Below are 22731 nucleotides of genomic sequence, written 5' to 3' on the forward strand. Positions count from 1 at the left end.
CCCGCAGCACAGCGCGCCGCGCGGGTCTGGATACCCGCGCAAGGCGATGTCCTCTCACGGCGGACATGCTCAGGACGGCGGCGTCCCACCGCCGAGCGACGCACGTTGCCAGGTGGGCGTGCGGTCCTTGTCGACCAGGGCGGCACGGACGCCCTCCAGGAAGTCCGGCGTGCGGATGGTCGTGCGTGTGAGGGCGAGTTCGGCGTCCAGACACTCGCGCAAAGTGCGCTGTCTGCCCCGGGCCAGCAGGGAATGGGTGATCTCCAGGCTCTGCGGCGAGGCGGACTCCAGGGCGCCCAACGCGGCTGCCGCCCAAGGGGTGTCGAGGTGGCACAGGCGTTTCTCGATCTCACCGAGGGTCGACGCTCCGAAAGCCCAGTCCACCTCGCCGCGTACCTCCGCCAGCCTGCTCTCCGCGACCGGGGAACGGCCGGCCAGGCGGTTCAGGACGACGTCCACCGGCTCATCGGGGCTGTCGGCCAGGGCGTCCCCCACCGTGTCCAGCAGGTCCGCGGGAACGAAGTGCGTGGCCAGCCCCGTGTACAGGGCATCGGCCGCGTCGATCCGCTGCCCGGTCAGTCCCAGGTACATGCCGATCGCACCCGGCAGCCTCGGCAGGAAGTAGCTCGCCCCGATGTCCGGGAAGAACCCGATCCCGGTCTCGGGCATCGCCAGCACCGCGCGTTCCGTGACGACGCGGAAGCCGCCGTGGACGGACAACCCCAGACCGCCGCCCATGCACAGGCCGTCGATGAGCGACACGACCGGCACGGGATACTCGGCGATCCGGGCGTTGAGCCGGTACTCGGAGGCGAAGAACCGTTCACTGGCCTCGGCATCGTCGGCGAGGCTGTGCTCGCGGATCGTGCGGATGTCCCCGCCGGCGCAGAACGCCTTCGTGCTGGTACTGGCGAGCACCACAGCGGACGGCGGTGCGTGCTCCCATGAGGCGAGCGCACGGTCGATGGCGGAGACCATGTCGGTGGTCAGGGCGTTGAGAGCCTTGGGCCGGTTCAACCGGATGTGCCCGACGCCCCCGTGAATGTAGGCGAGAATCGCGGCCGCGGCGGTGTCAGTCATGGCTCGTCATCGCCGTCCGCGCGGACCTGGTGGTCGTGGCCATCATGTTCCTCACTCGCCGGGTGTCAGGCGTAGATCTGCGCGTAGAGATCCTGGATCTCGTCTGCGGTGGGTACGACGGGGTTGTTGGCCGGGGATCCGGATGCGAGTGCCTGCTCGGCCATGAGGGGCGAGAGGCGGAACCACTCGGCCTTGTCGATGCCGTGGTCTTGAGGGGTGGGCACCTCAAGATCCTTGCACATGGCGCGGAGCGCCTCGACGAGCCTGCCGGCGGCCACGGCGTTGCTGTCGCTGTCCGTGGCGGCTCCCACTGCGCGGGCGCAGACGGCGTACCGGTTCTCGGCGCCGGGCACGGAGAACGCTGTCACCGCAGGGAAGAGCATCATCGCCTCGCGAGCCTCCATGCCCTCCCCGTCGGAGTGGACACGACGGAGGTGGCAGCCGATGGTCTGGATCGCGTTCAGGGCGAGGCCGTCGGAGAACGGGTTGGCCCTGCGGCTCACATATACCTCGACGGCGTGGGTGAGCGCGTCGGCACCGGTGTCCGCAGTCAGCCGGGACGGCATCGACAGGGTCAGTTGGTAGTCGACGACGGCGACGACCGGTAGGAACGCCGGTCCGTGTCGCTGTCGGTGATGATGGTGAACTGGGTCGCCTCCGAGCCGCTGCCCGCGGTTGTGGGGACCGCGATCACCGAAAGCGCCGGGCCGAGGTTGTGTGCGGTGCTGTTCGCGTCCGCCGACCACCTCACCCGGCATGAGCGGCAGCCGGGTGCCTCCTTGCCACGGTGACATGCCGCACATAGCTCACAGATTGTTGACAGGCCGTCACAGGATCCGTGATCCTCTGAGCGCGATACGGCGCATCACGACAACGGCGGCTTGAGCACGCGCACGCTTTCCGACGTCCTGTCGCGGGGCTTCGAAGTCTGTGCCCAGCACTTCGTCCACGTTCATTCGCCAGATACCCGACACAGCACCCTGTGCATCGGGTTGGCGACAGATGCGAGCAGCACGTCCCGTGCCGCGTTCCGTGCTTCCGCCAGGGCGCCCACACCCGTTGCCCTGGCTCATCCCATCTTTCCGTCGCCGCCCCGATCCCTGCCCCGGCGCCGGAACACTGCGCGCTCGCGCCCTTATCCACCCTCATCGCCCGGAGGTTCCGTGCACCCTCACATCCCCCCGACTCCGTTCGGTGGCCCACCGGCGGATCGCCCTCCGCTCACTGCCACGCAACGCCAAAGCCTGGACAGCCTCCGCCAGAGCGCGCATCGTGTGCAGCGCGCCTTCCTCGTCGTCAACGCGGTTCCCTTCGCCGTCGGCAGCGTGCTGTCCTGCTTCACCGACGTTCCCGCGGTGCCGGTGCACGGGAACTTCACCCTGGGCATGGCATGGGGCCTCGTGCAGTGCGGACTCTTCGTCGCCACCGCCTGGCTGTACGAGAACCGAAGTACGCGGTCGTCCGATCCCATCGAACAGTCCCTGACCGGCATGCTCCACACCCAGACGCCGGATGCCGCCACCGCCAACAGGGCCTGGCGGTGAAGCGATGACCATGGACATCCTGGCCTCGGGCGTACTCGACCCCATCGGGTCGGACGCAAGACGGCCCGTGATCCTCGCCTTCCTGACCTTCATCGGAGTATCTCTGCTGTGGCTCTTCACACTGGCCACGGCGGAGGATGACAACCCGGAAAGGCTCTATGTCGCCGACCGGGCCCTCTCCCCCGTCTTCAACGGATTCGCGCTGGCCGGCGAGCAGATATCGGTCGTCACTCTGCTGACGGTTTCCGGGGGCATTGCCGTGTTCGGTTACGACGGCTTCACTTTCGCCCTCGACGGCCTTCTCACGCTCGGCGTGCTGCTGCTCTTCGCGCAGAAGATACGCAACAGCGGTCGCTACACGCTCGGCGGCCTCTTCTCCTTGCGGGCGCCAGGTCCCGGGCCCCGGATCGCCGCGACCACGGTGACACTGGCCATCACGATCCCCCTCCTCATGATCCAACTACGTGCCGCCGGCACCAGCACGGCCCTGCTGATCGGTGCCTCGTCCGATGAGGCCGAGGTGCTCTGCACCGTGCTGATGGGCTGTCTCGTCGCCTGCTTCACCGTGGTGGCGGGTCTGCGGGGCAACAGTTTCATGCACGTCGCCAAGGTACCCATCACCCTGGCAACGCTAGCGGTGGTCACCCTGCTGGCCCTCAGGAAGTTCGACTGGGATCCGGGATCCATGCTCTCGGCCGCGGTGGAGAAAAGCGTGGCACCGGACGACTATCTGAGTCCGGGGCTGTGGCCGTACACGGCGAGCTTCGGGCCGCTCAACACGTTCGGCAACCACATGGTCTTCATCCTCGGTACGGCCGTGATGCCTCACTTGCTCCTAAGGATCGGCGCGTCTCGGACCGGGCGGGCGGCGCGGCGTTCCATGGGCATCGCCACAGGGCTCGTCGGTGCCTTCATCATCCTCCTGATCACCACGGGCTTCGCGTCAGCGGCCGTGGTGGGCGCCGCCGGTATCGGTGCAGTCGATGCCAGCGGGCAGTCGTCCCCGATCCTGCTGGCCTCGGGCGTGCTCCGTGACGGTTCGACAGGACGTGTCGTGCTCATCACCCTCATGGCGTGCGTCATCTTCCTCGCCGTGCTCACCACGGTGACCAGTGTGACGTTCGCCGCCGCCGTCTCGTTCGCCCACGACGTGTTCGCGCGAGGCAGGCGTCGCCGTACCGAAGCCGCGGAGGTACGAGCGCTGCGCGCGGCCGCCGTCATCGTGTGCGCGGTGGGCCTTTCACTGGCCGCTGCCATCCACCGGTATCCGACTGATTTCCTGGTCACGTTCTCGATCAGTGTTGCGGCGTCATGCATCTTCCCCGCGTTGCTCTACTCGTTCTTCTGGCGCCGGTTCAACCGCAGAGGACTGCTGTGGTCCGTTTACGGCGGTCTAGTGTTCTGCACCGTCCTCACGGCCTTCTCGCCCGTCGTCTCGGGAACCGTGTTCGCACTGTGGCCGGAAGCGCACTTCGACTGGTATCCGTTCCAGACGCCAGGCCTTGTTTCGGTACCCGCGGCGTTCTTTCTCGGGTGGCTCGGCAGCGTCAGCTCATCCCAGGATTCCGAACTCGAGTTTCGCGACATGCAATACCGGGTCCTAACAGGGAAGGAACGCGGTTCCCAGGCCGCCGGTCTGCGTTGATCGCTTCGCGAGTGGGTCGAGAAGCCTCCTGGGTTTACTTTTCCATACTCAGTTAGTAGCGTCATGGCCAGCACATCGACCCGGCTGCCGCAGGGGAACCCAGCGCGGCACCCGTCCGAGAAGGAGCACCACCATGGGAGTAAGCCCCGAGGCACACCAGTTCGCGGAGTTCCTCGCGAGTGTGAGTGCGAAGTCGGCGACTCCGGGCCTCGACCTGGCCGTCATCCGTGACATCGTCGACTCGAACCACAAGGCGTCGACGGAGCCGGAAGGCGTCACCTACGCCGAGGTCGACGCGAACGGCGTCCCCGCCCTGTGGGCCATCCCTGCGGGCGCCGACCCCGACCGCGCGCTGCTCCACTTCCACTTCGGCGGGTCCGTGGCCGCCTCGATGCACTCCGACCGCAAGGCCTCTGGCCACATCGCGAAGGCGGCCGGCGCCCGCTCGCTGGTCGTGGACTTCCGCCTGGCGCCGGAGCACCCCTATCCGGCGCAGCTCGACGACGCCGAGACCGCCTACCGGTGGCTGCTCGCGCAGGGCTACGAGCCGCAGAACATCGGCAGCACGGGCCACTCGATCGGTGGCACCCTCGCGGTGATGCTGCCGCTGCGCCTGCTTGCCAAGGGCGAGGCCACGCCCGGCGCGATCGTCAGCGTCTCCCCCTGGACCGACCTCACGCTCGGGTACCCGGCAGTGGACGCCAACGAGACGAACGACAAGATGCTCAGCCGGGGCACGCTGGAGCTCTTCCGGGGCGCCTGGCTGCAGGACCCCGCCGTGGCCTTCACCGACCCGCAGATCAGCCTCGTGCACGCCGACCTGACCGGTCTGCCGCCTACGCTCGTCCACTACGGCGAGTACGAGACCCTCGCCGACGACGGTGCCCAGCTCGGCCGCCGCCTCGCGGACTTCAAGGTCATCACCGAGACCCACGCGATGCCCGAAGGGCAGCATTCGTTCATCCTGGGCGCCGGACGCGTACCCGAGGTGGACCAGGCCATCGGGCAGATGGGCCAGTGGCTCCGCAAGCACCTGGGCGCGTGAGCAAGGCCTAGCCTGACGTCAGGTCTGCCCGCCAGGCCGCCGCACCACCGCGATGCCGGTGACCGGTCCACCGGTCATCGGCATCCCGCTCGACCAAGCCCGACCGGCCGTGCGGTACTTGTGTCCGAAACGTGCCGCATGCAACCACACCACCGTCCCGATGCCACAAGGGAGTGCGCGATGGGAACGTACGAGGATGTCTTCCGCGCCAGTACCGAGGACCCGGAGCGCTTCTGGCTGCAGGCGGCGGAGGGGATCGACTGGGATGTCGCTCCGCACCGCGCCCTGGACTCCTCGGGCGCGCCCTTCTACCGCTGGTTTCCCGACGGACGGCTCAACGTCTGTTTCAACGCGCTCGACCGGCATGTCGAGGCCGGCCGGGGTGAACAGCCCGCGCTCGTCTACGACTCACCCGTGACCGACACCCGACGCACCTACAGCTACGCGCAGTTGAGGGACGAGGTGGCGGCCTTTGCCGGAGCACTGGCGGGGCTCGGCGTGGGGCACGGCGACCGGGTGGTGATCTACATGCCGATGGTCCCCGAGGCCGTCGTCGCGATGTTGGCCTGCGCTCGGATCGGCGCGGTGCACTCGGTCGTCTTCGGCGGGTTCGCCCCGCGCGAACTGGCCCTGCGCATCGACGACGCGGCCCCCAAGGTCGTGGTCTCCGCCTCCTGCGGCATCGAGGGCAAGCGTGTGATCGCGTACAAGCCCCTGCTCGACCAGGCGATCGAACTCGCGGCCCACAAACCCCAGAAGAGCGTGATCCTTCAACGCCCGCAGGAACCCGCCGAGTTGGGGCCCGACGATCTCGACTGGACGGATCTGGTCGCCGCCGCATCCCCGGCGGACTGCGTTTCCGTCCCCGCCACCGATCCGCTCTACGTCCTCTACACGTCCGGAACGACCGGAAAGCCCAAGGGAGTTGTCCGCGACTGCGGCGGCTACGCGGTCGCCCTGCACTGGTCGATGGGCGCGGTCTACGACGTGGGCCCGGGCGAGACCATGTTCACCGGCTCCGACGTCGGCTGGGTCGTCGGGCACTCGTACATCGTCTACGCGCCCCTGCTGGCCGGCGCCACGACCATCCTGTACGAGGGCAAGCCGGTCGGCACACCGGACGCCGGCCAGTTCTGGCGCGTGGCCGCCGAGCACCGGGCCAAGACCATGTTCACCGCCCCCACCGCCTTCCGCGCCATCAGGAAGGAGGACCCGAAGGGCACCCTCACCGCGGACTACGACCTTTCCCGCCTGCGCTACCTCTTTCTCGCCGGTGAGCGCCTCGACCCCGAGACCTACCACTGGGCGAGCACCCTCCTGGGCATCCCGGTGATCGACCACTGGTGGCAGACCGAGACCGGCTGGCCCATCGTCGCCAACCCGGTCGGCATCGAGGCCGCTCCCCTCAAACCCGGCTCCCCCACCCGTCCGCTCCCGGGCTGGGACGTCCGTGTCCTCGATCCCTCGGGCGAGCCCGTGCCCGCCGGCGTCGACGGCGCGATCGTCGTGAAGCTTCCCCTGCCGCCCGGCGCACTGCCCACCCTCTGGAACGACGACGACCGCTACGTCGCCTCCTACCTCTCCGCCTACGACGGCTACTACCTCACCGGCGACAGCGGCCACATCGACGACGACGGCTACGTCTTCGTCATGGGCCGCACCGACGACGTCATCAACGTCGCCGGACACCGGCTGTCCACCGGCAGCATGGAAGAGGCCCTGGCCGCCCATCCCGACGTCGCCGAATGCGCCGTCATTGGCGTGGCCGACGCACTCAAGGGCCAGATCCCGCGCGGCTTCGTCGTCCTGAAAGCCGGCATCAGCCGCGACGCGACCGAGGTCGAGGCCGAACTCGTCCAGCTCGTACGCGAGCGCATCGGCGCCGTCGCCTCCCTCAAGGACGTCGCGGTCGTGGCAGCCCTGCCCAAGACCCGTTCGGGAAAGATCCTGCGCAAGACGATGCGCGGCATCGCCGACGGCCACGACGAACCCATCCCCTCCACGGTGGACGACCCTGGCGTCATCGAAACCCTGCGCCCGGTCCTACGACGCGCCGGTCACACGCCGCGAACGGGTGCCCCAGGATCGGAACCACGGTGAACGCGTCGGCATCAGCCAGGGGGTGCAAGAGGACGCAGCCCAGCACGATCAGCGTGGAGAGCCCGACGCTCTGGAGCCTCGCCGCCCAGTTCACCGCCATGACTGCGGCCACCTCCGCACGGACACCCGCGATGCGCTGCCGTTGTTGACGGCGGCCACCCCAGCACCATGTCCGACCCGGGCATGAACTGCCTCACTCATCCCGGGGGTTCGACTTGCCCACCGCCCACTCGCCTCTATAGAATTACGCTCATACTTTATAGGTCGGGCCAATGACAGCCCGACCGGCAGAAGGCGCGACAGGTGCCTCACCGGGCTCAGAAGCGGAGCATCCCGGTGACTTCGTCCCCCATGACGCCCGCACCCGCCCCTTGGCGATCCATCGTCCATTTACCTGAGGAATCACCCATGCTCAACGCCCTGTGGAACCCGACCGTCGTCGGAGAGATCCCCCTGCCGCACCGGCTGGCGATGGCACCCCTGACGCGGAACCGGTCCACCCCGGACGGTGTGCCGACCGAGCTGAACGCCGAGTACTACGCCCAGCGCGCCTCGCACGCCCTCATCATCACCGAGGGCACCCAGCCCTCCGCCGACGGCCAGGGCTACCCGATGACTCCGGGCATCTTCACGGTTGAGCACATCGCCGGCTGGCGCAAGGTCACCGACGCCGTGCACAAGGCCGACGGACGCATCGTCATCCAGCTCATGCACGCCGGGCGCATCTCCCACCCCGACAACACCCCCCACCACCGGCAGGCGGTAGCCCCCTCCGCCGTCCAGCCGGCAGGCGAGATGTTCACCGCGACCGGTCTCAAGCCCATGCCCCTGCCCCGCGAACTGTCCACCGACGAGGTCGCCGAGACGGTCGACGACTTCCGGCGGGCCGCCGCGGCCGCCATCGCGGCCGGCGCCGACGGCGTCGAGATCCACGCGGCCAACGGGTACCTGGTGCACCAGTTCCTCGCCGACAACACCAACCAGCGCACCGACCAGTACGGCGGTTTCATCGACAACCGCATCCGCTTCGCGGTGGAGGTCGCCACCGCCGTCGCCGACGAGATCGGCGCCGGCCGCACCGGCATCCGGATCTCCCCCGGCAACCCCTTCAACGACATAGCGGAGAGCGACACCCACGAGCTGTACCCGGCACTCGTACGCGCCCTCGCCCCTCTCAACCTCGCCTACCTGCACATCGCCCACGGCGGCGACGACGAACTGCTGCACACGCTGCGCAAGTTGTGGCCGACCACCCTCGTCCTCAACCGGGCAGGCACCGACATCGCCACCCGCACCAAGGACATCGAAGACGGCCTGGCCGACGTCATCACCGTCGGCACCATGGCCCTCGCCAACCCCGACCTCGTGGAACGCGTACGCTCCGGCGCGCCCCTGAACACCCCCGACCCCGCCACCTTCTACGGCGGTGACGCGGCCGGCTACACCGACTACCCCACTCACGCAGCCTGACGAGGCATGACTCGGCAGCCCGAGGGAACACCGACCTTCGGGCGCCTCAACACGGCTGTGGCGCACGGCCGCCCGGCGACCCGAGAAGTCACGGGCCGCAGCCGACGCGCGCCACAGCCGTTTCACCTCGTACTCCGGCGTTCTGCGCCGCGGTCGAGGGAGTCCGGCAGAGGGGTGAGGCATCGGTACGACTGGGGCAAGGCCCGATTCACCGGTCGCCGTTCAGGGTCACCCTTGAGCGGGAGGCACGGGGAAGAGCATGCAGCTACTGGTGGCATGGGCGAGCAGCCGGTCCGTCCCGTCAACCAACTGCGCCTGGGCGAGCGCGGTTTGACGTCCCTTGCTGACAACCGTGCCGATCGCCCGCACCGTACCCGTGTCGACGGTGATCCGCCGGAGGAACTTCACCGTCAGGTCCAGCGAGGTGTACGCCATGCCTTGCGGCAGGGTGGACTGAACGGCGCAGCCCGCAGCCGAATCGAGCAGGGTGGCGAAGATGCCGCCGTGCACGCTGCCGATCGGGTTGTAGTGCTCCTCCCCCGGCGTCAGCGAGAAGACCGCCCTGCCGGGCTCCACCTCGTCCAGGTTGAAGTCGATGGAGTAATTGATGGGCGGCGCCGGCAGTCGCCCCGCCTGCAGCTCGCGCAGGAAGTCGATGCCGGACATGCGCCCGGCTGCTTCCGCCAGGATCGCGGGGTCTTCCCATTGATACGTCCGTGTTCGTCCCACGACCGAGCGCCTTCCCATCTGACTTTTACGAATGAAGCTAGCTGCGGGCTCACCTGACTGTCAATGACGAAGCCAGGCCCTTACGATGGCGGGATGGAGTGGCTTGAGGCGAGCACGGAGAACTGCCCCGTCCAGCGCACGCTCGACGTGGTCGGAGAGAAATGGACGTTGTTGATCCTGCGCGACGCCGTCAACGGGGTCCGCCGCTTCGACGACTTCCACCGCCACATCGGCCTGTCGGAAGCCGTCCTCAGTGACCGCCTCCGCAAACTGGTCTCGTCCGGCGTCCTGAAGGCCGTCCCCTATCAGGAAGCGGGCAGTCGCTCCCGCAACGAGTACCGACTGACCCGCAAGGGCTGGGACCTGTGGCCCGTCCTGATGGCGCTGAGCCAGTGGGGCGAGGCGTACGCCCTCGGCCCCGAGGGGCCCGTCCTGGACGTTCGCCACACCGACTGCGACGCTCCGCTCCGCGTCGTCGTCGAATGCTCCGCGGACCACGCCGCCCTCACCCCCGGGGACGTCACCGCCCGGCTGGGACCCGGCGCCCGCCGCCGGTCGTGAGCCATCGATCGAGACTCGCAGACCAGGCGAAATGCGGTCATAATATTACGTACATCAGGCCATACCTTAGGCTTGCTGCGAGGCAATGGCCTCGCGAAGCGAACGGAGGAAGCTCGTGGTGCGCTACGCCAAGGAGCACAAGCAGGTGACCCGGCAACGGATCATCGAGAAGGCCGGCCAGCGGTTCAAGCAGGACGGTATAGACGGCTCGGGCATCTCCACGCTGATGTCGGATGCCGGACTCACCAACGGAGCCTTCTACGCGCACTTCGCCTCCAAGGACGATCTCGTCGCCCACGTCGTGGCCGACCAACTGCGCACCCAGGTAGCGAACTACGACACTTTGCGGCCCGGCCGCCCTGGACTCGAGGACCTCGTCCGCGCATACCTGTCGCCCGAGCACCGGGACCACCCGGGCACCGGATGCCCCTCCGCCGCCCTGCTCGACGAGATCGGCCGCTGCGAGGACGGAACCAAGCAGGCCTACACCGAGGGCGCACGGGACATCCTGGACGAGATCGCCGCGCGCCTGTCACCCGAGGATCCGAAGTCGGCTCGTGGGAAGGCCATAGGGCTTTACACCATGATGGTGGGCACGTTGCAGCTGTCCCGCGCTCTCTCCGACCGGAAGTTCGCCGACGAGATCCTTGAGCAGGGCATCGAGAACGGCCTCGCCTTGCTGCGCTGAGATGCGCCGAGGGCTGAGCCGTCGCCCTCGGCGCATCTCACGCCCACTGTCGCTCGAGGAACTCGAGCGTCGTCTCCACGAACTGGTCATGAAACTGGAAGATGCCGCCATGGCCGGGCATTGGGATAGGCCACCAACTCGCTGTTCGGCAGTCGCCGGGCCAGGTCATGCGTGTTCTGTGTCGGGACAGTTCGAGATCGCGAACCGGCGCCGCCAACGGTCTCGCCACTCCATCCGCAGAGCAACTGCTCTCGGTCCGGCGACCGTAGGCCGACCCTGGACGCCATGGGCGAACGCCTGCCGGGGCAGCGACGGGACCGACACCGGAGCCCATGCGCACCCTCACCCCCCTGCCCGGCAGAGCCAGTACGACGCCGCTCGCGAACTCCGTCCACCTGGGTCTTCAAGTCGGCGTAGGCCGCCGCGAGGGCCGCGGGCAGCCCTTCGCCGACCAACCGGCACCACAGCTTGCCGCCGACGGACAGTCACCGACCTCTCACAATCATTGCATTACGTTCGCAATACAATGCAGAGAGGAGCCCTACCAGACAGGCACCCCAGACGAACGAAGGAGCGTACGGTGCGCTACGGGAAAGAGCACAAGCAGGCAACCAAGCAGCGGATCATCGAAGCGGCCGGACGCCGGTTCAAGCGGGACGGCATCGACGGCTCGGGCATCTCGGCCCTCATGAAGGACGCAGGGCTGACCAACGGCGCCTTCTACACTCACTTCACCTCAAAGGACGACCTCGTGGCCCACGCGGTCGCCGACCAGTTGCAGGCACAGAACGCGAGCATCGTCACGCAGGCGGCACCAGGCCGCCCCGGGCTCGAACAGACCGTACGGTGACACCTGTCCGCCCAGCATCGCGACAGCACCGACGACGGGTGCCCCTCCGCCGCCCTGCTCGACGAAATCCGGCGCTGCGCAGATCCGACCAAGCAGGCCTACACGGACGGCGTGCTGATGGTCATCGACGGCATCGCCGCCCACCTGACACCCGACGATCCCCGCTCGGCCCGCACCACAGCACTCAGCACTCAGCACTCAGCACCTACGCCATGATGGCCGGGCTCTCCAGCTCTCCCGGGCCCTTGCCGACAGGCAACTCGCCGACGAACTGCTCGAACAGGGCATCCGCAACGCCTTCGCCCTGCTGGGCGTCGAGCATGAGCACACCAGGGCCGCGACCTGACCGTCCGCAGAGCGCACACATCCGCGCCGCAGATCACACGGCCACACCACGACAGCCCCGACGAAGGTTTCACTTGCGGCCCGTCGAGACGGCACGTTAGGATTATGAACGTACTTCTATGAATGCCTGGGATGCAGCACCCCGTCCGCTCGCGGACGAGATACGGAGACGACGATGAGGGCCCTGACCGTAGAACGTTACGGGGACAAGGCCGGCGTGCGTGTCGGCGAAGTGCCGGACCCGGAGGTGGGCGCGGACGACGTCCTGGTACGTATCGAGGCCTCGAGCGTCAACCCGCTCGACCGCATGATCCGGGACGGGGAGCTGAAGACGATCCTGCCGTACAAGGTCCCGTTCGTGCTGGGCAACGACCTGGCCGGAGTGGTGACCGAGGTGGGGTCGGCCGTCACGCGGTTCGTGGTGGGCGACGAGGTCTTCGCACGGCCCGACAAGAACCGGATCGGCACGTTCGCCGAGCTCATCGCGGTGCACCAGGACGACGTGGCGGTCAAACCGGCCACGCTGACCATGGAGGAGGCCGCGTCCCTTCCCCTGGTCGCCCTGACCTCATGGCAGGCGCTGGTCGAGCGAGCACGCGTCCAGCCGGGTCAGAAGGTTCTCATCCACGCCGGTTCCGGCGGCCTGGGCACCATCGCCATCCAGTTGGCGAAGCAGCTGGGCGCGCATGTGGCGACCACCGCGAGCACCGCCAACGTCGACCTCGTGAAGAGCCTGGGCGCCGACGTCGTCGTCGACTACAAGAAGCAGGCGTTCGAGACAGTGCTGCACGACTACGACGTCGTGCTGGACTCGCTCGGCGGCGATACGCTTCTGAAATCCCTGGACGTACTCAAACCCGGTGGAAAGGTCATCAGTGTCGCGGGTCCCCCTGACGCCGCTCTCGCCAGGGAGCTGGGAGCCAATCCCGTCATCCGGCTGGTGATGTCCGCCCTGAGCTTCCGCATCCGACGAGCCGCCCGGCGCCGCAATGTCACGTACTCGTTCCTGTTCATGAAGGCCAGTGGCGACCAGCTGCGCGAACTCACCACTCTCGTCGAGGCCGGCAAGATCCGCCCCGTCGTCGACACTGTCTTTCCCTTGGAGTCGGCCCGGGAAGCACTGGAGTACCTCGAAGCGGGCCGTGCAAAGGCGGGCAAGGTCGTCGTCAAGATGACGTGAGGGAACAGCCCTGCCGGATCGTCAGGGCCCTCCCGCACACCGGAACGACACGACACCCTCCGCGGCACGAAAAGCACCCTGAAACCCGTCACAGAAGGATCCGGACATGAGCACACCGCGGAACTCCCCCTCCCCCTCGACGGCGTCGTACGCGAACGCGGCAACCCGCTCCGTGTCCGTCCGCGGCGAGGACTTCGCCTACCGGGAACTCGGCCCCGAGGACGGCGTACCGCTCATCCTTCTGGTTCACCTGGCCGGTGTGCTGGACAACTGGGACCCGCGCGTCGTCGACGGACTCGCCGCACGGCGTCGGGTCATCACCTTCGACAACCGCGGAGTGGGCGGATCGAGCGGCTCCACACCCGACACGATCGAGGCGATGGCCCGCGACGCCGTGCTGTTCATCCGGGCTCTCGGGTTCGACCAGGTCGATCTGTTCGGCCTGTCGATGGGCGGCTTCGTCGCGCAGGTCATCGCGGCGCAAGAGCCGCACCTCGTCCGCAAGGTCATCCTCGCCGGCACCGGACCAGCCGGGGGCCCCGGCATCGACAAGGTCCCGGCACTCACCATCCGGGCCACACTCAAGGGCGCCCTGACCCGCCAGGACCCCAAGCTCTCCCTCTTCTTCACCGACACCGCAGGCGGCCGGCAGGCCGGACGTGACTTCCTGGAACGGCTGAAGGAGCGCACGCACGACCGCGACAAGGACATCTCGCTGTCGTCGCTCCGCGCCCAGTTCAAGGCCGTGAAGCGGTGGGGCCGCCAGGCGCCGTCGGACCTGTCTGCCATTCGCCAACCGGTCCTGGTGGCAAACGGCGGCAACGACCGGATGGTGCCCAGCCACAACACACTCGACCTGGCCGCCCGTCTGCCCCACAGCGAACTCGTCCCCCTGTACCCGGATGCCGGGCACGGGGGTGTCTTCCAGTGCCACGACGACTTCGTGCGCCGGGCGCTTGAATTCCTCGAGTCCTGAGCCTGGGCGGCTGTCGCAGGAGTGGGGCCTCACGGCCAGCGAGTTGACGCCCGCCGACCAGCAGTGCGTCGGGCCATCCAGCACTGGATGGCGCCTGGCGGGCGAGGCGTCAGCTGACCTAGGTCCGCAAAGCACCCGGCTTTTCGGGTGAGTTGGCCGGTGCGAAGGCATGAGGAAAAGGGCCTACGGTCGCTCCTGCGTGTGACTGCCTGGCGCACAGGTTCGGGAACGCGACCGACCAGCCAGAGCGTGGGCCTCGGTATGGCTCGGACATGAACGATGCCAAGTGGGCACGGTTGTGGGGTCTGCTGCCGGCGCCGGAATGGCTGGCGGGTCCGGGGCGGGGACCCGGAGGGCTACTGTCACCGGCAGATGATCGACGCAGCGTCTGCCTCGTCGACAACGGATTCAAGTTGTTGCGGGTCAGGGCGTGGGTGAGGGCGCGTAGTGGTGGGCGAGGGCACGGAGGTGGGCTCTGGCTTCGGTGGGGCCGTGCACCATCTGTGAGGTCCCCCCTGCTGAGCATGACCAGATCGACGAGTCGCTGGCCATAGAGAGACCTTCGCGCCGGGGCGGCATGCACCAGGCGACGGCGCTCATGCTTCCAGACGATCCAGCCAGGCGTCCTGGCCGTCCGCCAACGGGAAGGCCAGCGGCAGCGGCTCGAAACGGCAGTGGAACGTCATGCCGTTGTCGCGCCCCGCGCCCGTCACGTGGTGGTCCCACGCATCCGGGACGTCTGCGTCGTCGTCCACCTCCAGTTCGAAGAAGGTGGTGTGGCGGGGGAAGCGGCGGATCGGGTGCGGGGTGTGCTCCTCCGCGAGAGGGCGCAGCACCCGCACACAGGTCAGCCCGCACTCCTCCGCGACTTCCCGCAACACTGCCTCTTCCAGTGGCTCCTCCGGGGCCACACCACCCGCCGGGATGTGCGTGCCGGGCGGCAGGTCCGCGTCGTGGTCGAACACGAGCAATTCCACCGAGCGTCCCGCCTGTCGGCGCAGGACGTAGGCAGCCACCCGGATACGCAACGTCAACTCCCGCATTCCCGCAGCGTAGGGGTTGCACGTCCTCGATCACGAGAGATCCCCGTAGATCGAAGAGACAGGCCCTGGCTGAACCACCCGCGCGAAGGCGTTATGAAAACTCGCGCAGCGAGCGCCGCGCCGCTGGGAGAGTGACACCGAGGACTCCGCCTGCGCCACCGCCGAGCGCCAGGCCGATCGCCATGTTGTCGAAGACAGCCAGCCCAAGCACGAGCCCAACTGCGATGCCGATCAGCATGCCGACAACGAACCCGGTACCAATGGATGGCGCCCCGACGCCCTCGTTGTTCGCCACACGATCATTGTGCCGAACGAGCCTCCGGAGACGAGATCCAATACGGCCAACCTTCGAAGCAGGCCGGACCTGCAAGAACAAGCTCAGAGCCTGTGAAGGGAGTGTAGATCTAACGGCGGATCCGACGATCATGGGAGAGACGTCAAGTGACTGACACCGCCGTGGAGTTGGAGACCGTGGAGCCTGTCGAGGCTGCCCAGCCTGGGCAGCCTGTACCCGTGTCCGACGAGCAGCTGGTCGGGATGCTGGTGGAGCGGGCCCGGTCGGAGGGGCTGCAGCTGACCGGGCAGGGCGGGCTGCTGCAGCAGCTGACCAAGCGGGTCCTGGAGTCTGCCCTGGAAGGTGAGATGACCGATCACCTCGGCTACGAGAAGCACGAAGCTGCTGGCCGGGGCAGCGGCAACTCCCGCAACGGGGGCCGGGCCAAGACCGTGCTGACCGATGTCGGGCCGGTCGAGGTCAAGGTCCCACGGGACACCTCGGGCACGTTCGAGCCGCAGATCGTCAAGAAGCGGCAGCGACGCCTGACCGGCTTCGACGAGATGGTGCTGTCGCTGTCGGCGAAGGGGCTCACGCACGGCGAGATCTCGGCTCATCTGGCCGAGGTCTACGGCGCCGAGGTGTCCAAGCAGACGATCTCCACGATCACCGACACCGTGATGGAAGGCATGGCCGAATGGCAGAACCGTCCCCTCGACCGCGTCTGTCCGGTCCTGTTCGTGGACGCCATCAACGTCAAGGTCAGGGACGGGCAGGTCGCGAACCGTCCCATCTACGTGGTGACGGTGGTGACCGTGGACGGCACCCGCGACATCCTCGGCATCTGGGCCGGCGACGGCGGCGAGGGCGCCAAGTACTGGCTGCACGTCTTCACCGAACTCAAGAACCGCGGCCTGGACGATGCGCTCATGCTGGTCTGCGACGGGCTCAAGGGCCTACCCGAAGCGGTGGAGACCGTCTGGCCTCGCACGATTGTCCAGACATGTGTGGTTCACCTCCTGCGTAATTCGTTCCGATACGCGGCCCGCCAGGACTGGGACAAGGTCGCCAAAGCCCTCAAGCCCGTCTACACGGCCCCCAGCGAAGACGCGACGGAGCGGTTCCTGGAGTTCCAGGAAGCCTGGGGCCGGAATGGTCGGTGGTCGGGCGATCGCTCTTCTTGTCACTCCAGGGCTGCGTCGAAGGTCTTTCGGTTGGCCAGGGTGTAGGCGTGCTCCTGCTCGGACCACTTGATGCGTCCGGCGATCTCGTGGTCCCCGGCGACGCGCGGGGACGGGCGCGCGAGGTGGCTGTGCCACCACATGGCGTTGCGGGTCTGGCGGTCGAGCGCGGCATCGGTGAGGCGGGATCGGGAGGTGGCGTCGAGCCCGTATGCATCGGCGAGGATGCGTACCTGTGCGGCCTGGACGGTGGCGGGTGGAGCGGTGGCTTTGGAGGAGATGCACCAGGTCCACGCCATGTAGCCGAGGTCTTCGAGGGGATCGCCGGGTGCGGCGGTGTCGAAGTCGATGAAAGCGACCGGGACATCGTCTGCGAAGACCGTGTTGTTGGGCCCGGGGTCGTGGTGGCAGACCACGGGATGCCGACCGGCCAGGCAGCTGCCGCGGGTGGCGTCGTGGAAAGAGCGCAGCAGGGAGCCGGCGGCGGCCACCTGGGGGTCGGTCCAGCGCTGGAATCGGGCGGGTACCCAGCCGGGGAGGTAACTGAGGGTCTCACGGCCGGCGGGTTCGAACCCGAGGTGGCTCGGAGCGCCGGTGAAACCCTGCCGCTGGAGGTCACCGAGCAGCTCGGCAACGAACGATGACGATGTGGTGGCCGGCCGCCGGACGGTACGGCCAACCCTGACCACGCCGGGGGTGATGCGTCCGCCGGACAACCGCACTTCGATCTCCATGACCACATCCTGCAGTCGCTGCAGGAGACCGAGGAAGGCGTTGTGCGCGGTCCGGGCTAGGTCTTCCTCGTCGGGCGCGGTCAGCGCGGGCCGACGGACGGCTTCGACCGGACTGCGGTGACCTCCCCTCGGCGGAAACAAGGGCCGTATCGCTCAGAGTTGGTGTTCCATCCACATGAAGATGAGGCCGACCGCTCCGGTGCCGGCGCCGTAGCAGGCGCCCCGCAGCAGGTGTGCGAGGGCGGTGGCACGCCGTCGCGCGATCCACTTACAGGCGGCGATCAGCCGTTCCCGGCCCGTACGGGGCGTGGGGAGGCTAGGGTCCATGGCAGACGTCCCTTCTGGATGGCGTCCGATGGGGAGTCCGTCCGGCCGGGGCCTCGGAACCGGTGGCCGGTCAAGGACTCCCCCTCTCTGTGTCGTGCAGGGCTTCGGGTCAGCGGGCTTCGGTGAACTCCTGGAGCCGGGCCACGAGTTGCCGGTCGGGCCGGGCGACAATCACGGAGGAGTGGGGGGTGCGGGCGGCGAGCCGGTCGACCTCGCTCTCCAGGCGGGCGGTGGGCGCGTGGGCACCGGAGCCGTTGGCGCGCACGTAACGGGCGAAGATCTCCAGGCCGTCCAGGAAGGCGGCGTCCGGCGGGGCGGTGTCGGCCATGGAGTGGGTGAGTTGGTGGAACCAGTGCCGTGCCCGCCGTGATTCGCCCAGGCACAGGTGGTGCAGGTGAAGGCAGTAGGCGGCGGCGCGGCTGCCGGCACCGGCGGCAAGCTGCCACCAGAACTGCGCGGACTCGGGGTGCCCGGTCAGGGAGAGCAGGCAGGCGTAGACGAGGGCGCCGTCGACGTCGAGTTCCTCCTCGGTCAGTGGTCCGCGGTCCGGGCCTTCGGCGATCTTCGCGACATGGGCGGCGGCGTCGGGTTCGTTGAGGACCCACCGGCACACCACCGCGAGGCGCTGTCCGGCCTGGGCGGCACGGGTCACCTCGGTGGTGGGGGTGCGCCGGGAGGCGTCGGCGGCCAGCCGGCGCAGGCCCGCGGCGACGTCGGCGCCGCTTCGCGGGGCGACCGGCAGACGGACGCCTTCCAGGAGATCGTTGACGGTGGTGCTCACGCTCCCACTCCCTTGTGCTTGGGCTTCTTCGGGGTCTCGGGCAGACCGAGTTTGAGGCGCAGGCGTTCCTTGGCGCGGCGCAGGTGGTGGCCGACGGTGCGGTCGTCGATGCCGATGTACCAGGCGACCTTGGCGGTCGGGTAGCCGAGGACGTAGCGCAGCACGATCACCTCGAACTGGCGGTCCGGGAGTTCGGCGATCGCCTCGTACAGGCCGCTGGTGGACTCCATCTTCTGGAGTTTGTCGCGGGCCGTGACCAGCGCCGTGTCCAGGGCCTGGGCGATGGGGCCGTTGATGACGAACGCCGGACCGCGCCCCTCCGCATCGAGGCGGTTGTGGACGATCCGCCGCACGATCGCCCACGCGCCCTGTTCGAGGTTGCCCGCGCTCAGCAGCTGCGACCAGCCGGCGTGGATCTCCAGGAAGACCTCGTGGATGACCTCCTCCGCGGTCTCCCGGTTACCGAAGTGGACTTCCGCGTACGCGTGGAAGACCTCGTGGTGCCCGAGGTAGAAGGCCTCGAAGTCCACTTCCAGGTCCAGGGGGACGAACATGGACTGCGAGAGCCCGGCGGCACTGTGTTCCGCCGGCGAGGCGCCCTCCGGGGCGTCGTCGTACCTCACGACCGGCTCCTGTCGGCAGGGGACATGAGCAAAGATCCTCTCCATCGAGGCAATCAGGGACCCGGCGCCAACTCGCTCGCGCCGAAAGGCCGTTGGGCCTGTGACCTAGCTAAGTGACTTGCCCGCCGGAACACTCACGCCCGTTTGAAAAAGACGCCCGACAGGCCCGCACACCGGTGCTGTGCAACCTTCAACAAGCGTCGCTAGTCACCCTCTGTAGCCCTCTGGCCAGGCGTAACCCACCCGAAGTGCGCGCCGAACACCCCTGCGCACACTCAGCGTGTTCTGCATCACACCTCACCCCGACACCTCGCGCACGCCCGCATCAGCCCCGCGATCGCGCCGCCCCACACGCGTCACCTCGCACTGTCTCTCAGTACACGATCGAGTGCCGCCCGGCCCGCAGGCCCCCAGTGGGGCTTGCCACCGGGAATTCCCCGCTCTCCGTTCTGCCCCATGAGCATCAGGAAGAGGCTCTTCATGGCGGCCAGTCCGCGGGCACGCCGGATGGTCGCCTCGTCGGCGTACGCGTACAGATCGAAGAACCGTGAGGCTGTGCCTGCGGGCAGCAGCACCCATGCGGCGGCCAGGTCCCATGCCGGATCGCCGGCGAACATGTCACCGAAGTCGACGATGCCCGAGAGCGTTCCGTCCGAGACGACGACGTTCGCGGGATGGAGGTCGCCGTGCACCCACACCGGAGGGCCCTCCCACCCAGGGGCCGCAGCGGCGTCGTCCCAGACGGCCCGGACGTCGGCGGCGACGTCGGCGCAGGCAACGGCCTGCAGGAAGTTCTCGAAGCCGTCCGTACAGTTCCTGGGGTGGGCACCGCGGTCCGTGGCGATCGGCGCCTCGGCGGGCGCTTCCACATGGAGCGCCCGCAGGAAGCCCGCCAGCGTGTCGGCCGCGTGGGCGCCACGGCTGATCGAGCCGTGGTCCAGCGGCTCGCCGGGAACCCACGTCATCACGGTCCAGTGCTTGGGAAAGCGCTCGGACGGTTCACCGAACCGCACCGGGGTCGGGACCGGCAGCGGCAGGCGCGGGGCCAGTACGGGTAGCCACCGCCGCTCCTTCAGCTGGAGCTCAGGGGTGGGGTCCATGCGCTGCATGCGCACGGCCAACTCGTCCCCCAGGCGCCACATCTGGTTGCCCCAGCCGCCCGCCACCTCCCGGATGGCCAGCCCTGCAAGATCTGGATGCTGCTCCCGCAGCAGGTCGCGGACCAGGTCAGCCGTGATCGCGATCTCGATGTCGGTCATGCGACGTCACAGTACCGAGACAGCCAGCGAGGGTCCCCTACCGGTTGACGAAACGCACAGCCGTGTGTCGCGTTGCCACGTACTCTGTTGGTCACGGAGCGTGCGAGTGGCGAAGGGGGCCGTATGGATGCGGAGTTGGCCGCGCTGGCCGCGTCGGGGGCCACTACGGTCGTGCAGTTGATGGCTCAGGACGCCTGGACGACCGTCAGGGAGCGGGTGTTGGCGCTCTTCGGCCGTGGGGCGCCGGACAGCACGGAGTCGGTCAGTGCCGCGCTCGACGAGGCGCGGATCATTGTCGCGTCGAGCGGCGGCCGCGACGACGATCCCCGCCTGGTCGCGCTCACCTCCGACTGGCGGGAGCGGTTGCTCGTGCTGCTGCAACAGGAACCGGCGCTGGCCGAGGAGTTGCGGGCACTGGTGGCCGACGCGACCGAGCAGCCGGGCTCCGTGCACAACGTCATCACCGGCGCCAAGGTGCGAGGCCCGGTGATCCAGGCCCACACCATCACCGGTGATCTGCACTTCGGCTGATCGCCACAACAGGCCACGAGGCACGCACTGTTGACGGGGACACGGGCACAAAGGGGCGGGTCGTGGAGCAGCGGCGATCGGAGCATCCGGCAGCGGACGGTCAGGCAGCGGGACACCTGGCGAGGTTGTTCCTCGGTCCGCTCCACGGGGGCAGTCGTGGGGCGTATCTGCCGGGTGGCTTCGACCTCCATCTGCGCGGCCGGGGCGACGACTCCGAGCGACTGGTCCATCAACACGAAGCACAGCACGTGCTGTTGACCGACACCACCGCGTGGGGTGCCGCTCTCGTCCTCACCTCGCGGGTGCCTCAATGGGCGCAGTTGTTCAACCAGTTGCTGGAGCTGTGCCGCGCCACGCACGAGTCGTTCGCGACGTACATGAGTTGCAGCGTGGTCGCGGCGAGCACCGGTACACCCGAGGTGGCGCTCGCCTCGTACCCTGACTACGTGGGTCTGGTGGATCGGCTCGACCGCTACCTCGCCGCCATTCCGGGAGAACACCGGCGCTCCCTCGCGGCGACGGCCCTGGCGCGGGCCTGTATGCAGACGCCGGTGATCGGACAGATGGCCGCGGCGTGGCCGCGGGCGTTGACACCGGGCGAGCTGCGCGAGATCGACGTGCCGGACGGGCGTCTTCGCACCCTGTACCGGGACCCGGTCGGGCTGCCCGCCGACGTGGTGGCGGCTGCCGACGAAGCGGTGGTGGCCGAGTTCGGGCCGCAGCCCCTGTCCGCCGACCTGCCCGGTGCCGGGGCGACCGCGCTCGACGACCGCTTCGACGCGGCATGGGCCCGGTGGGAGGACACCGTGTTCGCCGGGCTCGCGGACCGGCTGACCGAGGCGGGAGCAACGGTGCTCGGCAGTCACGAACATCTGCCCTCCGTGGCCGAGTTGGTGGCACGCGTCGCCGTGACCGTTCCCGGGCTACGGCTGGCTGTCGAACTTGATCCGGACCCGCCGGACAGGCGCATGGTCGCCCAGGTGCTGCGCCAGGCCCGACTGTGGCTGACGACGGAACCGCGGCCTGCGCGTCTGATCACGTTCAGGCAGGACGTCGATCCGGAAGAGGTGGTGCGGGTCGTGGACGCCACCACCCGGGTAGCCGGGCGTCCGAACGTCGTGCTCGGGGCGCGCCTGCCGACCCGGCTGCTGGCCGGCTATGCCTTTCCGGAGGACGACCGCGCGCGCCTCGCCGGTCTCGACGGGCCGGTACTCGCCATCCGTACCCTCGCCGACGACGGCACCGACCGCGACACCGACGCCGTCTGGCACGTCCGGCTCACCGATCCTGTGGATGTCGCGGAGCTCACCGCCGCCTGGGACGGCGGCGCGGATGTGACGTGCTGCGTGGCCGCGAGCTGTCTCTCCGACGAGCAGTGGCGCGCACGGTGGCTGCCCGTCCTCCAGGACGCGGCACCCCTGATCTGGCTGATCGACGTCCCCGTGGCGTCCCTGGCCGATGAGTTCACCGGGGGCCGGACCGTGCACGGCATCTACCTGGATCTCGGGGCCAACCCGACCGGTGCGCGACGGGCGGTGGCCTTCAAGGTGACCGGGCAGACCGGGGCGTGGCTCGCGGTGGCCGATGACGTCGGCATCCAGTTGCTGACCGGGCAGTTGGCGGATCTGCCGGGCATCGATCTGCGGATGACGGGCGCCGACTGGACGGGCGCGGTGCCCGCCCTCCGACTGGTCCTGCACGACCTGCTGCGGACCGAGTCGTACGTCGATCTGCGCGCCCTGGTGGACCACGGGAACTGACGGGA

Annotated in this window: 20 protein-coding genes and 2 pseudogenes; 13 read left to right on the forward strand and 9 right to left on the reverse strand. The window is 68.5% G+C overall.

Annotation, left to right across the window (positions count from 1 at the left end):
- Positions 1-69: 69 nt before the first annotated feature.
- Both AB0D34_RS27835 and AB0D34_RS27840 read right to left on the reverse strand, forming a co-directional pair.
- The gene (locus AB0D34_RS27835) at positions 70-1080 is read right to left on the reverse strand and encodes an enoyl-CoA hydratase/isomerase family protein (protein ID WP_362665972.1); all 1011 of its coding nucleotides are present in this window, start codon (positions 1078-1080) and stop codon (positions 70-72) included.
- Between the two features lie 65 nt (positions 1081-1145).
- Positions 1146-1831 (reverse strand): annotated as a pseudogene (locus AB0D34_RS27840) (iron-containing alcohol dehydrogenase).
- A gap of 523 nt (positions 1832-2354) precedes the next feature.
- On the opposite strand from AB0D34_RS27840, the gene AB0D34_RS27845 reads away from it, so the two are divergent.
- The 5 genes from AB0D34_RS27845 (at position 2355) to AB0D34_RS27865 (ending at position 8884) form a co-directional block, all read left to right on the forward strand.
- Positions 2355-2624: a hypothetical protein gene (locus AB0D34_RS27845; protein WP_362665975.1), complete on the forward strand. Its 270-nt coding sequence runs from the start codon at positions 2355-2357 to the stop codon at positions 2622-2624.
- A 4-nt stretch (positions 2625-2628) separates the two neighbouring features.
- Positions 2629-4269, forward strand: coding sequence for a cation acetate symporter (locus AB0D34_RS27850; protein WP_362665977.1), 1641 nt, complete (start codon positions 2629-2631; stop codon positions 4267-4269).
- A 133-nt stretch (positions 4270-4402) separates the two neighbouring features.
- Positions 4403-5314, forward strand: coding sequence for an alpha/beta hydrolase (locus AB0D34_RS27855; protein WP_362665979.1), 912 nt, complete (start codon positions 4403-4405; stop codon positions 5312-5314).
- A gap of 180 nt (positions 5315-5494) precedes the next feature.
- Positions 5495-7414 (forward strand): propionyl-CoA synthetase, encoded by a 1920-nt coding sequence (locus tag AB0D34_RS27860; protein ID WP_362665981.1) that lies wholly within the window; start codon positions 5495-5497, stop codon positions 7412-7414.
- Between the two features lie 408 nt (positions 7415-7822).
- Entirely contained in the window at positions 7823-8884 is a 1062-nt protein-coding gene (locus tag AB0D34_RS27865; RefSeq protein ID WP_362665983.1) for an alkene reductase, read from the forward strand.
- Positions 8885-9112: 228 nt separating this feature from the next.
- Here the strand turns inward: AB0D34_RS27865 and AB0D34_RS27870 are convergent, their stop codons facing one another.
- The gene (locus AB0D34_RS27870) at positions 9113-9613 is read right to left on the reverse strand and encodes a PaaI family thioesterase (RefSeq protein WP_362665986.1); all 501 of its coding nucleotides are present in this window, start codon (positions 9611-9613) and stop codon (positions 9113-9115) included.
- A 93-nt stretch (positions 9614-9706) separates the two neighbouring features.
- Between AB0D34_RS27870 and AB0D34_RS27875 the strand changes: the two genes are divergently transcribed.
- The 5 genes from AB0D34_RS27875 (at position 9707) to AB0D34_RS27895 (ending at position 14213) form a co-directional block, all read left to right on the forward strand.
- Positions 9707-10174: a helix-turn-helix domain-containing protein gene (locus AB0D34_RS27875; RefSeq protein ID WP_362665988.1), complete on the forward strand. Its 468-nt coding sequence runs from the start codon at positions 9707-9709 to the stop codon at positions 10172-10174.
- Between the two features lie 115 nt (positions 10175-10289).
- Positions 10290-10862, forward strand: coding sequence for a TetR/AcrR family transcriptional regulator (locus AB0D34_RS27880; protein WP_362665990.1), 573 nt, complete (start codon positions 10290-10292; stop codon positions 10860-10862).
- A 580-nt stretch (positions 10863-11442) separates the two neighbouring features.
- Positions 11443-11712, forward strand: a complete 270-nt coding sequence (locus AB0D34_RS27885) for a TetR/AcrR family transcriptional regulator (protein ID WP_362665992.1) — start codon at positions 11443-11445, stop codon at positions 11710-11712.
- Between the two features lie 520 nt (positions 11713-12232).
- On the forward strand, positions 12233-13237 hold the full coding sequence (locus tag AB0D34_RS27890) for an NADP-dependent oxidoreductase (RefSeq protein ID WP_362665995.1): 1005 nt from the start codon (positions 12233-12235) through the stop codon (positions 13235-13237).
- A 106-nt stretch (positions 13238-13343) separates the two neighbouring features.
- The gene (locus AB0D34_RS27895; protein ID WP_362665998.1) at positions 13344-14213 is read left to right on the forward strand and encodes an alpha/beta hydrolase; all 870 of its coding nucleotides are present in this window, start codon (positions 13344-13346) and stop codon (positions 14211-14213) included.
- A 596-nt stretch (positions 14214-14809) separates the two neighbouring features.
- Here AB0D34_RS27895 and AB0D34_RS27900 read toward each other — a convergent pair.
- Both AB0D34_RS27900 and AB0D34_RS27905 read right to left on the reverse strand, forming a co-directional pair.
- The gene (locus AB0D34_RS27900; protein WP_362666000.1) at positions 14810-15256 is read right to left on the reverse strand and encodes an NUDIX domain-containing protein; all 447 of its coding nucleotides are present in this window, start codon (positions 15254-15256) and stop codon (positions 14810-14812) included.
- A 91-nt stretch (positions 15257-15347) separates the two neighbouring features.
- Positions 15348-15551 (reverse strand): hypothetical protein, encoded by a 204-nt coding sequence (locus AB0D34_RS27905; RefSeq protein WP_362666002.1) that lies wholly within the window; start codon positions 15549-15551, stop codon positions 15348-15350.
- A gap of 242 nt (positions 15552-15793) precedes the next feature.
- Between AB0D34_RS27905 and AB0D34_RS27910 the strand changes: the two are divergent.
- Positions 15794-16678 (forward strand): annotated as a pseudogene (locus AB0D34_RS27910) (IS256 family transposase); the annotation flags it as partial.
- A gap of 35 nt (positions 16679-16713) precedes the next feature.
- Here the strand turns inward: AB0D34_RS27910 and AB0D34_RS27915 are convergent.
- The 4 genes from AB0D34_RS27915 to AB0D34_RS27930 form a co-directional block, all read right to left on the reverse strand.
- Complete coding sequence (locus AB0D34_RS27915; protein ID WP_362666004.1) at positions 16714-17445, reverse strand: aminoglycoside phosphotransferase family protein; 732 nt, start codon at positions 17443-17445, stop codon at positions 16714-16716.
- A gap of 436 nt (positions 17446-17881) precedes the next feature.
- Positions 17882-18553, reverse strand: coding sequence for a hypothetical protein (locus tag AB0D34_RS27920; protein ID WP_362666007.1), 672 nt, complete (start codon positions 18551-18553; stop codon positions 17882-17884).
- A complete protein-coding gene (locus AB0D34_RS27925) occupies positions 18550-19176 on the reverse strand; it encodes a sigma-70 family RNA polymerase sigma factor (RefSeq protein ID WP_362666010.1) in 627 nt (208 codons plus the stop codon). The genes AB0D34_RS27920 and AB0D34_RS27925 overlap by 4 nt, the downstream gene beginning before the upstream one ends.
- 356 nt (positions 19177-19532) lie before the next feature.
- On the reverse strand, positions 19533-20435 hold the full coding sequence (locus tag AB0D34_RS27930) for an aminoglycoside phosphotransferase family protein (RefSeq protein ID WP_362666012.1): 903 nt from the start codon (positions 20433-20435) through the stop codon (positions 19533-19535).
- A gap of 123 nt (positions 20436-20558) precedes the next feature.
- Here AB0D34_RS27930 and AB0D34_RS27935 point away from each other — a divergent pair, with 123 nt between their 5' ends.
- Together AB0D34_RS27935 and AB0D34_RS27940 are read left to right on the forward strand one after the other, a co-directional pair.
- Entirely contained in the window at positions 20559-20966 is a 408-nt protein-coding gene (locus AB0D34_RS27935; protein WP_362666014.1) for a hypothetical protein, read from the forward strand.
- Between the two features lie 62 nt (positions 20967-21028).
- Positions 21029-22726 (forward strand): hypothetical protein, encoded by a 1698-nt coding sequence (locus tag AB0D34_RS27940; protein ID WP_362666017.1) that lies wholly within the window; start codon positions 21029-21031, stop codon positions 22724-22726.
- Positions 22727-22731: the final 5 nt, after the last annotated feature.

It is taken from the genome of Streptomyces sp. NPDC048420 (assembly GCF_040651535.1).
Taxonomy (GTDB): domain Bacteria; phylum Actinomycetota; class Actinomycetes; order Streptomycetales; family Streptomycetaceae; genus Streptomyces.

Excerpts from the sequence above, each read along its gene's own strand:
- AB0D34_RS27835 (WP_362665972.1), bottom strand. The coding sequence starts at position 1,080 with ATGACTGACACCGCCGCGGCCGCGATTCTCGCCTACATTCACGGGGGC.
- AB0D34_RS27850 (WP_362665977.1), top strand. The coding sequence starts at position 2,629 with ATGACCATGGACATCCTGGCCTCGGGCGTACTCGACCCCATCGGGTCG.
- AB0D34_RS27855 (WP_362665979.1), top strand. The coding sequence starts at position 4,403 with ATGGGAGTAAGCCCCGAGGCACACCAGTTCGCGGAGTTCCTCGCGAGT.
- AB0D34_RS27860 (WP_362665981.1), top strand. The coding sequence starts at position 5,495 with ATGGGAACGTACGAGGATGTCTTCCGCGCCAGTACCGAGGACCCGGAG.
- AB0D34_RS27865 (WP_362665983.1), top strand. The coding sequence starts at position 7,823 with ATGCTCAACGCCCTGTGGAACCCGACCGTCGTCGGAGAGATCCCCCTG.
- AB0D34_RS27875 (WP_362665988.1), top strand. The coding sequence starts at position 9,707 with ATGGAGTGGCTTGAGGCGAGCACGGAGAACTGCCCCGTCCAGCGCACG.
- AB0D34_RS27890 (WP_362665995.1), top strand. The coding sequence starts at position 12,233 with ATGAGGGCCCTGACCGTAGAACGTTACGGGGACAAGGCCGGCGTGCGT.
- AB0D34_RS27895 (WP_362665998.1), top strand. The coding sequence starts at position 13,344 with ATGAGCACACCGCGGAACTCCCCCTCCCCCTCGACGGCGTCGTACGCG.
- AB0D34_RS27900 (WP_362666000.1), bottom strand. The coding sequence starts at position 15,256 with ATGCGGGAGTTGACGTTGCGTATCCGGGTGGCTGCCTACGTCCTGCGC.
- AB0D34_RS27915 (WP_362666004.1), bottom strand. The coding sequence starts at position 17,445 with ATGGAGATCGAAGTGCGGTTGTCCGGCGGACGCATCACCCCCGGCGTG.
- AB0D34_RS27930 (WP_362666012.1), bottom strand. The coding sequence starts at position 20,435 with ATGACCGACATCGAGATCGCGATCACGGCTGACCTGGTCCGCGACCTG.
- AB0D34_RS27935 (WP_362666014.1), top strand. The coding sequence starts at position 20,559 with ATGGATGCGGAGTTGGCCGCGCTGGCCGCGTCGGGGGCCACTACGGTC.